14 protein-coding genes are annotated in these 12,922 nt (G+C 59.4%); 9 read left to right on the top strand and 5 right to left on the bottom strand.

Annotated elements, in window-relative coordinates; genetic code table 11:
- The first annotated feature begins 1 nt into the window (after position 1).
- Entirely contained in the window at positions 2-835 is an 834-nt protein-coding gene (locus tag J1G35_RS05080; protein ID WP_223013906.1) for a nucleoside-binding protein, read from the top strand.
- On the opposite strand, the gene punC is transcribed toward J1G35_RS05080, so the two are convergent.
- Complete coding sequence (gene punC, locus J1G35_RS05075) at positions 832-2,016, bottom strand: purine nucleoside transporter PunC (RefSeq protein ID WP_223013904.1); 1,185 nt, start codon at positions 2,014-2,016, stop codon at positions 832-834. The two genes, J1G35_RS05080 and punC, sit on opposite strands and share 4 nt — an antisense overlap.
- Positions 2,017-2,138: 122 nt before the next feature.
- On the opposite strand from punC, the gene punR reads away from it, so the two are divergent.
- A complete protein-coding gene (gene punR, locus J1G35_RS05070; protein WP_223013903.1) occupies positions 2,139-3,059 on the top strand; it encodes a DNA-binding transcriptional activator PunR in 921 nt (306 codons plus the stop codon).
- On the opposite strand, the gene J1G35_RS05065 is transcribed toward punR, so the two are convergent.
- Complete coding sequence (locus J1G35_RS05065; protein ID WP_223013901.1) at positions 3,048-4,217, bottom strand: aspartate aminotransferase family protein; 1,170 nt, start codon at positions 4,215-4,217, stop codon at positions 3,048-3,050. The two genes, punR and J1G35_RS05065, sit on opposite strands and share 12 nt — an antisense overlap.
- Before the next feature lie 104 nt (positions 4,218-4,321).
- On the opposite strand from J1G35_RS05065, the gene J1G35_RS05060 reads away from it, so the two are divergent.
- Positions 4,322-5,227, top strand: coding sequence for a LysR family transcriptional regulator (locus J1G35_RS05060; protein ID WP_223013899.1), 906 nt, complete (start codon positions 4,322-4,324; stop codon positions 5,225-5,227).
- Here J1G35_RS05060 and J1G35_RS05055 read toward each other — a convergent pair.
- Positions 5,224-5,847, bottom strand: a complete 624-nt coding sequence (locus J1G35_RS05055) for an HAD family phosphatase (protein ID WP_053132398.1) — start codon at positions 5,845-5,847, stop codon at positions 5,224-5,226. The two genes, J1G35_RS05060 and J1G35_RS05055, sit on opposite strands and share 4 nt — an antisense overlap.
- 303 nt (positions 5,848-6,150) lie before the next feature.
- On the opposite strand from J1G35_RS05055, the gene J1G35_RS05050 reads away from it, so the two are divergent.
- A complete protein-coding gene (locus tag J1G35_RS05050; protein ID WP_262417148.1) occupies positions 6,151-7,320 on the top strand; it encodes a CyaA/EF/ExoY family adenylyl cyclase toxin in 1,170 nt (389 codons plus the stop codon).
- A 62-nt stretch (positions 7,321-7,382) separates the two neighbouring features.
- Here the strand turns inward: J1G35_RS05050 and fabV are convergent, their stop codons facing one another.
- Entirely contained in the window at positions 7,383-8,579 is a 1,197-nt protein-coding gene (fabV, locus tag J1G35_RS05045) for an enoyl-ACP reductase FabV (protein ID WP_053132395.1), read from the bottom strand.
- A gap of 309 nt (positions 8,580-8,888) precedes the next feature.
- On the opposite strand from fabV, the gene J1G35_RS05040 reads away from it, so the two are divergent.
- The 5 genes from J1G35_RS05040 to J1G35_RS05020 all read left to right on the top strand — a co-directional run bounded on the left by J1G35_RS05040 (position 8,889) and on the right by J1G35_RS05020 (position 12,535).
- On the top strand, positions 8,889-9,713 hold the full coding sequence (locus J1G35_RS05040) for an aspartyl/asparaginyl beta-hydroxylase domain-containing protein (protein ID WP_223013895.1): 825 nt from the start codon (positions 8,889-8,891) through the stop codon (positions 9,711-9,713).
- A gap of 148 nt (positions 9,714-9,861) precedes the next feature.
- The gene (ppnN, locus tag J1G35_RS05035) at positions 9,862-11,235 is read left to right on the top strand and encodes a nucleotide 5'-monophosphate nucleosidase PpnN (protein WP_053132389.1); all 1,374 of its coding nucleotides are present in this window, start codon (positions 9,862-9,864) and stop codon (positions 11,233-11,235) included.
- A 207-nt stretch (positions 11,236-11,442) separates the two neighbouring features.
- On the top strand, positions 11,443-11,700 hold the full coding sequence (locus J1G35_RS05030; RefSeq protein WP_082340966.1) for an AbrB/MazE/SpoVT family DNA-binding domain-containing protein: 258 nt from the start codon (positions 11,443-11,445) through the stop codon (positions 11,698-11,700).
- The gene (locus J1G35_RS05025; RefSeq protein ID WP_053132385.1) at positions 11,697-12,092 is read left to right on the top strand and encodes a type II toxin-antitoxin system VapC family toxin; all 396 of its coding nucleotides are present in this window, start codon (positions 11,697-11,699) and stop codon (positions 12,090-12,092) included. Before J1G35_RS05030 ends, J1G35_RS05025 begins: the two co-directional genes overlap by 4 nt.
- A gap of 71 nt (positions 12,093-12,163) precedes the next feature.
- Positions 12,164-12,535 carry a hypothetical protein gene (locus J1G35_RS05020; protein ID WP_053132382.1) on the top strand — a complete coding sequence of 124 codons (372 nt, stop codon included), beginning with the start codon at positions 12,164-12,166 and terminating at the stop codon, positions 12,533-12,535.
- A 7-nt stretch (positions 12,536-12,542) separates the two neighbouring features.
- On the opposite strand, the gene J1G35_RS05015 is transcribed toward J1G35_RS05020, so the two are convergent.
- The gene (locus J1G35_RS05015; protein ID WP_053132380.1) at positions 12,543-12,872 is read right to left on the bottom strand and encodes a YXWGXW repeat-containing protein; all 330 of its coding nucleotides are present in this window, start codon (positions 12,870-12,872) and stop codon (positions 12,543-12,545) included.
- Positions 12,873-12,922 lie beyond the last annotated feature (50 nt).

The following is a 12,922-nucleotide window of genomic DNA, read 5'->3' as shown; positions in this document are numbered from 1 at the left end:
AATGAAAAAGGCATTACAGGGAGCAACCGTCGCACTTACCCTCCTCGGCGGCGGGGAGGCCGTCGCGGTGGAATGGATGAACAACAGCGTCGGTTTTCGCTACGGCCAGCAGTTCACCAATCCGAATAACCCCGACGAATTCAGCAAGCGCATCTACAGCTTTACCCACGCCAGCGGCTACCGATATGGCAGCAACTTCCTCAACCTGGATGTGTTCCTGTCCGACAGCCGCGACCCACGCAAGGGCACGGACCACGGCGGCAGTGAGGTGTACGCGGTGTACCGGCATCAACTGTATGCGTCACGGGTGCTGGATGTGCCGCTGGGCACCGGGCTGATCAAGGATTACGCGCTGACCCTGGGCTTTGATGCCAACCGCAACAACAATTTCGCTTCGGCGAAAAAACGCGCATTGGTGATCGGCCCTACCTTGAAGTTAAACAGCGTGGGCGTGCTGGACCTGAGCCTGATGTACTACAAGGAACGCAACCACACCGGGATCCCCGGCGCACACGAGTCGAACCACACGTTTGACGACACCTACATGCTCAACCTGACGTGGATGCGCCCTTTCGAGATCGGCAACCATGCGGCGAAATTCCAGGGGTTTATCAATTACGTCGGGGAAAAAGGCGAGGACTACCATGGCCGTGACACGGCACCGGAAGCCTTGATGCGCAGCGCGCTGATGGTCGCGGTGCGACCGGGCAAGGGCGTGAAGCCGAACCTGTACCTCGGCGTGGGTTACGAGTACTGGCATAACAAGTTCGGCGTGGACGGCGGCCGGGGCAGCCGCACGTCAACGCCGACGGTGAACGTGGAAGTGACGTTCTAGGCAGCGGCCAGTTCCGAATCGTCTGCCTTGCGCCGCGCCAGCCAATAGCCCAACACGGCCAAGGGCGCGGTTGCCAGCATCACGATCACGGTGATCAGCAACGGCTGCTCGATCATCGATGACACCAGCAGACTGCTAAGAAAGCACAGGCCCAATTGCAGGGTGTTTTGCAGTGCCGCCGCCTTGCCGGAATTTTCTGCAAAAGGCATCAGCGCATTCGCCACCACAATCGGGTAACTGGCGCCGTTGACCAATGCCATCAGGCAGAACGGAATCAGCAAGGTGGTGAGCGTCGGCACGCTCAAGGTCGCGACCAGGTACAACGCCACCATGCTGATGCAATAGGCCAGCAGTAACCACGGCAACAGCGTCTTGCCCTGGAAACGCTGCAGGGCGCTGCGACAACTGTAGCCCCCCACCAGAAACGCCAATGTCGGCAGCACGTAGCTCAGGCCGATGTCATTCGGGCTATAGCCCATGTCGCCCAGGATGAAGGGCGAAGCGGTCAGCCAGGCGAAGAAACTGGCCGAGCAGGCGGCGAAGATCATCACGTTGCCGGTAAACACCCGGGAGGTGAGCAATTGCCAATAGCCAAGGCGCGAAGATTGGCCTTCCCGCGTCTGAGGTTTCGGCACGGAGCGCAGGAACAACGTCGGCAACAACAACAGCAACGACACGCCCAGCAATACGCCGAAGATGGCTTGCCAACCGAAGTGGTTGAGCACCATCGCGCCCAGCAGCGGCGCCAGCGCCGGCGACAACGACATCAACGGCATGATGCTGGCGAACACACGGTGGGCCTTATCGGCCGGGTAGCGGTCGATTACCAGCGCCTGCCAGCTCACAGCGGCGGAACACACGCCAATCGCCTGCATAAAGCGCAAGGCCAGCAACTGCGGCGCGGTCTCGACCCAAAACATCCCCGCGCACCCCACGACAAACAGGCTCAAGCCTGCGAGCAGGATTGGCTTGCGTCCCAGACGGTCGGACAACGGCCCCCACAGCAACTGCCCCACGGCAAAACCGGCGAGAAAGATACTCAAGCTGGCGCCCACCGCACCTGCGCCAATCTGCAGCTGCTCGCCCATGGCGCCGAACGCCGGTAAATACATGTCCATGGCGAGATAACCGAGCATGCTCAGCCCCGCCAGATACCAGGTGAAACCAAAAGAATTTTTCATTGAAGCCTTGTTAATCTTGCCATCAAACTATTTGCTGACTGCCGCCCATTATGAAGCTGACAGTTTCTGTGTGAAGCGATAATAATTGGCGACTGTTATCAATAATTTTGAAGGCAACCCTCATGTGGTCCGAATACTCCCTGGATGTCGTCGATGCGGTAGCGCGTCATGGCAGCTTCAGCGCCGCCGCCCAGGAACTGCACCGCGTGCCGTCGGCCGTCAGCTACACGGTGCGCCAGCTCGAAGAGTGGCTGGCGGTGCCGCTGTTTGTGCGTCGGCATCGCGACGTGGAGCTCACCCCGGCTGGTCGCCTATTTATAGACGAAGCCCGCAGCGTGATGAAAAAGATGCTCGGCACACGGCGCCTGTGCCAGCAGGTGGCGAACGGTTGGAGCGGTCAGTTGAAGGTGGCCGTGGACTCCATCGTCAAACCCCAACGCTGCCGTCAGTTGGTGCTGGATTTCTATCGGCAGTTTCCCGAAGTGGAATTGCTGCTGGAATACGAGGTGTACAACGGCGTGTGGGATGCCTTGGCAGATGAGCGCACCGATATAGTCATCGGTGCCACCAGCGCCGTGCCGGTAGCCAGTCACTTCACCTTTCGCGACATGGGCTTATTGAATTGGCTGTGCGTGGTCAGCGTCCGGCACCCGTTGGCGGCGGTGGAAGGGTTGCTCAATGACGACCAACTGCGCCCCTTCGCCTCGCTGTGCATGACCGACACCTCGCGCAACCTGCCCAAGCGCGACACCTGGACCCTGGATAACCAGCGGCGCCTGGTGGTGCCGAACTGGGCCTCCGCCATCGATTGCCTGCGCGATGGCCTGTGCGTCGGCATGGCACCGGCGCATCAGGTATTGCCGTGGATCGAACGAGGTGAATTGGTGGCACTGCAACTGATGCGCCCCTTCCCCGCCAGCCCCTCATGCGTGGCCTGGGCACAGAACAAACTGTCGCCGGCCATGGCGTGGTTATTGGAATACCTGGGCGATACCGAAACCATGAACCAGGAGTGGCTCAACGGAAAAGACCTAGCTCAATAGCCGAGTGATGGCCCGCACGATCATCTCGACCTCCTTGGTCTCCAGGGTCAGCGGCGGCAACAGGCGAATGACCTTACCCCGCGTCACGTTGATCAGCAGCCCATGTTCCTGGGCGGCGCGCTGGGCCAGATCGCGATAGGGGCTGGCCAACTCAATACCGATCATCAGGCCCTGCCCGCGCATCGCCAGCACCTGCGGGTGCTCTTCCAACTCCATGCGTAACCGCGCCAGCAAGCGTTCGCCCTGTTGCGCAGCGTTCTGCAACAAGCCTTGTTCTTCGATAATGTCCAACACGGTGCAGCCCACCCGGCATGCCAGCGGGTTGCCGCCGAAGGTACTGCCATGGCTGCCGGGTGTGAACAACTGGGCTACCGCAGCACGGGCCAGGCAGGCGCCGATGGGCACGCCGTTGCCAAGGCCTTTGGCCAGGGTCATGACATCGGGAACGATGCCTTCATGCTGGAAGGCAAACCACGTGCCGGTACGGCCGATGCCGGTCTGGATTTCATCCAGCATCATCAACCAACCGTGGCGTGTGCAGTGATCGCGCAGGGCTTGCAGATAACCCGGTGGCGCTGGCAGTACGCCACTTTCGCCCTGGATGGGCTCCAGCAAAACTGCCGCGATTCGCGTCCCGAACGTTTGGGTGATTGCCTCGATCGCCGCCAGATCACCAAACCTGACCTTGAGAAAATCCCCCGGCAAGCGTTGAAACCCCAAGCGCACCGAGGGGCCATCGCTCGCCGCCATGGTGCCCAACGTGCGGCCGTGAAAGGCATTCTCCATCACCACCACCAACGGTTCCTCGATGCCTTTTTTCCAACCATGCAACCGCGCCAGTTTCAGCGCCGTCTCGTTGGCTTCGGCGCCGGAATTGTTGAAGAAGGCACGGTCCAGGCCGGACAGCTGGGTCAGGCGCTGGGCGAGGCGTTGCTGCCAGTCGATGCTGTAGAGGTTGGAAGTATGCAACAACAGGCCAGCCTGCTCGCTGATCGCCGCCACCAGTTTCGGGTGGGAATGCCCGACATTGGTCACCGCCACGCCCGCCACCGCGTCCAGGTATTCGCGCCCCTGCTGGTCCCACAGGCGCGTGCCGAGGCCACGGGTAAAACTCAGGGCCAAAGGTTGATAGGTGGTCATCAGGCAGGCGGCGGTCATAGTGGCGGGCTCCAGTGCATCGTTGTGATGGGTTGAAGTATCGTTAGCCACCCGAGCTGGATAAACTGCATTTTCCTGCAATGACTTTAAATCAGGACTTGATAATGGATTTATTCCAGGCGATGTCGGTGTACGTAAAAGTAGTCGAGACCGGCAGCATGACCGCCGCAGCCCAAGCCTGCGGGATGTCGACCACCATGGTCGGCAACCACTTGCGCGCCCTCGAACAGCGCCTGGGCGTCAGCCTGCTCAAGCGCACCACACGCAAGCAAAGCCTGACGGAGTTCGGCGGCCAGTATTACCAGCGCTGCCTGGAAGTGCTGGGGCTGGTCGCCGACTCCGAGCAATGGGCCGAACAGGCCCACAGTGACACCCCCAAAGGCACCCTGCGCATCACCGCCCCACCCGCCTTTGGCACCGAACGCCTGGCGCCGGCCTTGAGCGAGTTTTCCCAACGCTACCCGCTGATCAAGCTGTACGTGGTGCTCAGCAACCAGCGCGTGGACATGGTCGACAGCGGCTTTGATGTGGCTATCCGCCTGGGCGAACTGGAAGCCTCAAGCCTGATCGCCCGACCGATGCAGGACTACACCATCACCCTGTGCGCCTCACCGGATTACCTGGCCCGACGCGGTACGCCACAAACGCCCGAGGATCTGCAACGGCACGACTGCCTGGCGTTCGCCTATCCGTCGACCGACGACTGGCGCAACGCCGACAAGCTGTGGCGCATGAGCGGTGCAGAAGGCGAAGTGGAAATTCCGGTGTCCGGCTCGCTGACTATCAATAGCTCCCAGGCCTTGCGCCAGGCAGCCGTGCAAGGCATGGGGATCGTCATGCTGCCGGATGCCCTGGTGCAGCCGGACCTGCAAACCGGCAAGCTGGTGGCCTTGCTGACCACCTATCAACTGCCCAGCCGGCCCATGCATTTGCTGTACGGCCAGGATCGTTATCGCTTGCCGAAGCTGCGCGCCTTTGTGGATTTCGCCATGGAAAAGTGGGCGCGCTAGAAGCCCACGCCCAACTCGCGCAATCGCGCAGCCGTCTGCTCGGCAGACACATGGTGAATGCCTTGCCAGCCGAGGGCGATGGCCGCTTCGACGTTGCCGGCGACATCATCGATAAACACCACTTCCCCCGGCCGGATATCCGGCAGGTACACCCGGATCTGGCTGAGGCTGGCGTGGTAGATCGCCGCGTCGGGCTTGATCAACTTCAACTCGCCCGACACCACGATGTTGCGAAATTTCCGCAGGAAGGGGTAATTGGCAAGCGCATAGGGAAAGGTCTCCGCCGACCAGTTTGTGAGCCCAAACAGTGGCATGTCGGCCTGATGCAGCGCGTTGAGAATCGCCACGCCTTCGGGCAACGCGCCACGCAGCATTTCGTGCCAGCGGTCGTAGTAGGCCGCGATCAAGGGTTCATGGTGGGGATATTGATCGATCAGGCTTTGCGTGGCTTCGGCCAGCGGCCGCCCCGCATCCTGCTCGGTGTTCCAGGCCTGGGTACAGATGTTATCGAGGAACCACTGCCGCTCTTGATCGTCGGCAATCAACTTGCGGTACAGGTGCTGCGGGTTCCAGTCGAACAGTACACCGCCAAAGTCAAACACTACTGCGCGGATCGTCATGGGTTCCTCCCGTTGGTGCAACGCCAGAGTCAGGACAGTTTGGCATGTATCCGGCCTTTAGCAGCAAGTAAGCACGAGTAGGATCTTTCTTAGATTCAAACAAGGCGTGCGCGGGGAAACAGCAGCTTCCCTTGCTAATACGGGCCTTTAGCTTTAATGCGCGGATTCTATCTCACATTGATAGTCACATTTGTTCTTCCCCTTTGAAGGCGCCCTCACTTTAATCTCGGGCTTACAACTCAGGGAGCCAGCGTCTGGAGGGAATCAACGAACTTCGCTGTTGATATGACTTGGAGAACTTCAATGAACAGCATGACCTCTTCAGTGACCTCCCCTTCCGCATACAGCCTTGCTGCGCTGCAAAACTATATTGCCCGGGGTGCAAAAATCCCCACAGACGTGCTGGTCGACCGGGTCAAGGACGAAACAGGTATCGTGCCAAGCCATCTTGCCGCCTTGCAAGACATCGCAATGACCACCAATTCCATCATAGGCATACGCCCGGTCGAAACCGTCGCAACAGGCCTGATAGAAGCCGGGCACCCCACCAAGGACTTCCATATCAAAGGGAAGAGCGCCAACTGGGGCCCTCAGGCAGGGTTGATCTGTATAGACCAGGCGTTCAGCAAACTTGAACAAGTTACCGAAAAAACACCGGCCAAAGTGACCAAGGCCAATGAGCAAATCCAGGCGTGCATCCAAGAAGGCCATGCAGTTGCAACTCCCCTGAAGCTGTCGAGCCAACGCCTTGATGTATTGGTCAAGCTCGGCCACATAACCCAACTGGCCGTTCAAGGCGCTGACGGCACATTGCAATTAAGCGCCCGCGGGCCCAGTCAGCAAACCTATACATTTGAAGGCCATCGCACGTCACCTTCAAGCGACAGCTACTTCATCACCCATCAGGCCAAGCCCCTTGAAGTGCTGGCCAAGCATGCAGAAGGCAAACCGTTGACCGCCGATTACGACCTGCACCTGATTGCGCCCCATATCAGCGACTTCGGCCCCCAGGACAAACTCCCCATACCGGACGTAGCCCACAGTGTCTTCAAGGGTCGAGTTGAACGCTATAAGCAAGTTCCGGACGCGCTACGCGCAGACTTTGACAGACCCGCCCACTTCTACCGGAAAGAGGATGCCCACCTTGGCAACGCAACACCACGGATAGCGCAGATGATAGGGCTGATCAATAAAAAATTGGTCGGCGAGGGAGAGAGAGTGGTTCATCACAATGCAGACTCGGGCAGCCCGGCTACGGAAGTGGCCGCCAATTACCCAGCGACGTTTTTCCTACCGGCAAAACTGGGTCAATTCGATCAAATCAGCATCATCCACGACCATAGGGAAATGGCAGAACTCATCAAGACCGCCAAGGACTGCGGTTATCACGTACCGTTGAATCCCTTGTGGGAAAAAGAAGTGACCAACGTGAGGCGGTCCGCCTTCACTCTGGCAAAAAATAGTCTTGCTTGAATCATGACAGGGAAGACAGCGGCCTGATAACCCGATGATCAGGCCGCTATCAGTCACATCACTTACGCTTGGATCAAGCCATTGATCTTCACGGTCGGATTGACGTCAGCGTCGTAGTCCACGCCATCGACTTCAAAGCCGAACAAGCGCAGGAACTCAGCCTTGTAGCCGGCGAAATCGCTGATCTCATTGACGTTCTCGTCAGTGACCTGGTTCCACAAGGCCGCCACGGCGTCCTGGACCTTGGGTTCCAGTTCGGCCAAGTCGGCACGCAGGCGGCCGTCGGCGTCGAGCTTCGGTTCGCTGCCGTACAGGCTGTCCTTGAACAGGCCGTAGACCTGCTCGATGCAGCCTTCGTGGGTGCCCTGCTCTTTCATCACTTTGAACAGCAACGACAAGTACAGCGGCATGATCGGGATCGCGGAGCTGGCCTGGGTGACCACTGCCTTGAGCACCGATACGCGGGCATCACCCTTGAGTGCTGCGAGGTTGTCGCGCAGGGTCAGGACTTTCTTGTCCAGGTCTTTCTTGGCTTCGCCAATGGAACCGTTCCAGTAGATATCCTGGGTCAGCTTCTCGCCGAGGTAGGTGAACGCGGTGGTCTTGGCGCCTTCGGCCAGTACGTCCGCATCACGCAGGGCATCGATCCACAGCTGCCAGTCGGCGCCCCCCATGACATTCACGGTGCCGTCGATTTCTTCTTGGGTGGCAGGCTCGAGGGTGGTGTCGACCACAACGCCTTTGTCGGTATTGATACCGCGCAGGGTCACGGCCTTGCCGATTGGCTTGAGGGTGGAGTTGTAGACTTCACCGGTCTTGGGATCAGTACGGCGTGGCGCGGCCAGGCTGTAGACCACCAGGTCGATCTTGCCGAGGTCTTTCTTGATGGTTTCGATGGTCAGGCGCTTGATCTCATCGGAGAACGCGTCGCCATTGATGCTCTTGGCGTACAGGCCTTTTTCGACGGCAAACTTCTCGAACGCGGCGCTGTTGTACCAGCCGGCGGAGCTCAGCTTGCCTTCTTCGCCTTCTTTCTCAAAAAACACGCCCAGGGTGTCGGCGCCGCAGCCAAACGCTGCACTGATGCGCGCGGCCAGGCCGTAGCCGGTGGAAGCGCCGAGGACCAGCACCTTCTTCGGGCCGTCTGCAATGGCGCCGTGCTCAGTTACGTAGTCGATCTGTTCCTTGACGTTCGCTTCACAGCCAACAGGGTGAGCGGTCACACAGATAAAGCCACGAACCCGCGGTTTGATGATCATAAAATTTCTGCCTCTTCCAAGGTGCCGAAGGCCAGTGGTGGCCATTCAACTTCAATCGTACCGGTCTATGACGTCCGAAAAACCGAAGCGTCACGATAGTCGCAAATCTTCTGTTTACAAAATCCAATCCACACACGCCCGGCCAGGGTTGACGAGCGTGTAGAGCCTTCACGATTTCACCGTATTTAAAACGCCTATTCGGCGGCGAACGTCTTATTATGACGGAGTTGTTTCTATATGTTTCAAAATCCCACCACTCGCAGCCAGGGATCCGGACCTGTCGAATGGCATCCTTCTGGAGCTGAGTGCATGAACAAGTCTGCTTTGCGCAAGAAAGCGGTATCGGTCGCCTGGGTGCTCGGCGTACTGCTGATAATCGATGTGTTCCCCGAAACCACGCTGGTGTTCCTCTGCCTGGTAGGGGTGTGCGGCGTCTACGACTTCCTGCGTAACGGTCTGTATGACCGGCCGACCCTGAGCAAATACTTTATCGGCAGTGGCCGCAACACCTGGCTGCTGGCGCCGTTCAACACGCTGTTCGACCTGTTGAGCTCGCGCAATCGCCACATCTATACGATGCGCGACCTGCCACCCGCCTGGCGCGAGGACCTGCAACAGGTCATCGACGATGCCATGGCCCACAAGGAAGAAATCATCGGCTACCTGGATGTGCGCATGGCCGAGAAAAAACGCGGCATGTTGTTTTTCCAATGGTACGGACGGCCGATCGAAACCACCCTGGATATTCCTGAACTGCGCAAAAAGCTGCCATTCGTGAAGACCATCGGCGTGTCGGTATTCAACGAAAACCGCTCGACGTCCTTTCACTTCGGCCCGCTGCGCATGATGTTCCGCGTGCTCTACAACATGGCGCCGGCGCCCCATCACGACGGCGTGTACATCCAGGTCGGCAAGCACAAGCATTACTGGCATGACGACCCGCTGTTTATCTTTGATGACACGCTGATGCACGCGTCCTTCAACAAGAACGATGCCAAGCGCTACTGCCTGTTTATCGATATCGTGAGGCCGACGCCGCTGCCGTCCGTGCTTAACGCGGTGATCGCGGGTTTTGCCGGGCTGGTCTTTACCCTGCGTCGGGTTTTCTACAAAAACTGGAAGCTGATTGAGTAAGTTCTGCGGCATGATGGTGGTGGGCGGTGTTTGCACTCAGCCTTGCGCCTGAGGTAAATATCCGTCTCGTGCGACCGAATTCGGCGCCCACCCTTCTCAAGCCATCGCCTTCTGAGCAGCGCGGTGGCTGTGCTTTCAAGGAATCAGAATGCCCCAACGCCAAGTCATCAATGCCTCCGTCAGCCCCAAGGGCAGCCTCGAAACCCTGTCCCAGCGTGAAGTCCAGCAACTGAGCGAAGCCGGTACCGGCAGCATTTACACCCTGTTCCGCCAATGTGCCCTGGCGATCCTCAACACCGGCGCGCATATCGATAACGCCAAGACCATCCTCGACGCCTACAAAGACTTTGAAGTGCGCATCCACCAGCAGGACCGTGGCGTGCGCCTGGAACTGCTGAACGCGCCCGCCGACGCGTTCGTGGATGGCGAAATGATCGCCAGTACCCGTGAGATGCTGTTCAGCGCCCTGCGCGACATCGTCTACACCGAGAACGAGCTGGACAGCCAGCGCATCGACCTGAGCAACTCCCAGGGCATCACCGACTACGTGTTCCACCTGCTGCGCAACGCCCGCACGCTGCGCCCGGGTGTCGAGCCGAAGATCGTGGTGTGCTGGGGCGGGCACTCGATCAATACCGAAGAATACAAATACACCAAGAAAGTCGGCCACGAACTCGGCCTGCGCAGCCTCGACGTGTGCACCGGTTGCGGTCCGGGCGTGATGAAAGGCCCGATGAAGGGCGCGACCATTTCCCACGCCAAGCAACGCATCACCGGCGGCCGCTACCTGGGCCTGACCGAGCCGGGCATCATCGCCGCCGAGGCGCCGAACCCGATCGTCAACGAACTGGTGATCCTGCCGGACATCGAAAAGCGCCTGGAAGCCTTCGTGCGTGTCGGCCACGGCATCATCATCTTCCCCGGCGGCGCCGGCACGGCCGAAGAGTTCCTATACCTGCTGGGCATCCTGATGCACCCGGACAACCGCGACGTGCCCTTCCCGGTCATTCTCACCGGGCCGAAACAAGCCGCACCGTACCTGCAACAACTGCACGCCTTCGTCGGCGCCACCCTCGGCGAAGCCGCGCAGGCGCACTACCAGATCATCATCGACGACCCGGCCGAAGTGGCCCGCCAGATGACTGCCGGCCTCAAGGCGGTGAAACAGTTCCGCCGCGAGCGCAACGACGCGTTCCACTTCAACTGGCTGCTCAAGATCGACGAAGGCTTCCAGCGCCCGTTCGACCCGACCCACGACAACATGGCCAGCCTGCAACTGAGCCACGCACTGCCCCCCCACGAACTGGCGGCCAACCTGCGCCGTGCGTTCTCGGGGATCGTGGCGGGTAACGTCAAGGACAAGGGCATTCGCCTGATCGAAGAACACGGCCCGTACGAGATCCACGGCGACCCGGCCATCATGAAGCCACTGGATGAGCTGTTGCAGGCGTTCGTTGCCCAGCATCGCATGAAGTTGCCGGGTGGCGCGGCGTATGTGCCGTGTTATCGCGTAGTACAGTGAGCTCGTCAGGTAATTTGCTTACAGCCGCCAGGCTTTACTGGCGGTCGGTCATAGTTTGTATTTCTTTGCAGCATGGTTAAGCGTGCGGGAGGGCTGAGTTCGGACTAGGTTTTCATGACCCCGACTCACCCTCCACCTGAAGAGCGACCTATGGACCAACGGATATTGTCCTCCACCACTCCTTACCCTAAGGTAAGGAGCATCATGCTGGAGATCTTTACCATGGCGACCGCCACACTTACCTCAAAAGGGCAAATCACCATCCCCGTCCAAGTCAGGACCGCACTTGGCCTGGAAACAGGCGACCGCGTCGAGTTCGTCGAAACGGAAGATGGCAAGTTTTCCATCATTGCAGCGAGCAAGACTGTCCATGATCTCAAGGGGCTGATCCGGAAGCCTGCCAGGGCCGTGTCCATTGACGACATGAACCGCGCCATCGCAGCACAGGGAGCCAAGGCTGGATGATCGGGCTGGATACCAATGTGCTGGTGCGCTACGTCACCCAGGATGATCCCGTTCAATCCCCCAAGGCCTGCGAATTGATCGAATCCCTCACCACGCTTTCGCCAGGGTTTGTCAGCCTGGTGTCCGTGGTGGAGCTGGTATGGGTATTACAGAGCTGCTACCAATGTGCCAAAAATGACATTGTCGTCGTTCTGGAAACACTGCTGCGCACCCGTGAATTGACCGTCGAACATGCCGAGGTCATCTGGCAGGCGCTTCGACGGTTCACGGCCAACAACGCCGATTTTGCCGATTGCCTGATAGAGCGCTGCGCCCACGCCGCCGGGTGCGAATACACCGCTACCTTTGACCTCGGTGCGGCCAAGGCAGCAGGTATGAAGCGTCTGGGCTGAGCGGCAACATTGCGGCAAGGGGCAGGCTTTGGTAAAAATCGCGTCAATCCCTAATCGAGAGAACGCCCCACGTGCGCACGCTTCTTCTTGCTGCCCTGGCCCTGACGCCGTCCCTCGCCCTGGCGGAGATCATCTGGCCCGACCTGCCAAAGAGCTGCTTCGTCAGCGGGCGTTCTGCCACCAGTGTGGATGTGGACAACGGCTGCGCAGCGTTCCTGATCAATGTGCAAGGCAAGGCCGCCGGTACGCCGATCAAGGTGGATATTCCCCAATACGCTTTTCACATCGACGAAGCCAGCGGCAAAGAGACACCGGTGATCATCATCCAGGCCGAAGAGAACGGAGAGGTCAAGGCCGTGGGATACAAGGAACTGGGCACCGATCAACTCGGTGCCGCGCTGCTGCGGGAAGTACGGCTCCTGGGTACAAAGAAGCCGTCCTAGTCGGGGTTCAACGAACCCAGCCACCCACCTGCCAGTGGTAGCCATCATTGCGCTGCACCCAATGCGGATGCACATAACGATAGCCTTCGCGCACCGGCTCCCAATGGCCGTGTACGGCAACGTAGCGCCCGCCCTCCCAGCGCCAGTAACCACGTGACCATATGTAACCTTCACGTACGGCAGGCTCGACTTCGATGACCTGGGCCGGCGGCGGTTGTGGCGCGACCACCTCGACATATTCACGTTGTACAGGCCGGCGCTCATGCACCACGCGCTCCTGCACACACCCAGACGCCGCGACCACAACTGCCGCTAATGCCGCGTAACGTAACAACATACAACCCCCTCGGGCGTTATCGCCCAACACCTGCACCGGTAAAAATGCCC

The sequence above is a fragment of the Pseudomonas sp. SH10-3B genome, from assembly GCF_019891415.1.
Lineage (GTDB): Bacteria > Pseudomonadota > Gammaproteobacteria > Pseudomonadales > Pseudomonadaceae > Aquipseudomonas.
Note: the sequence above shows the minus strand (reverse complement) of the source record. Positions and strands in the feature narration are given on the sequence as shown.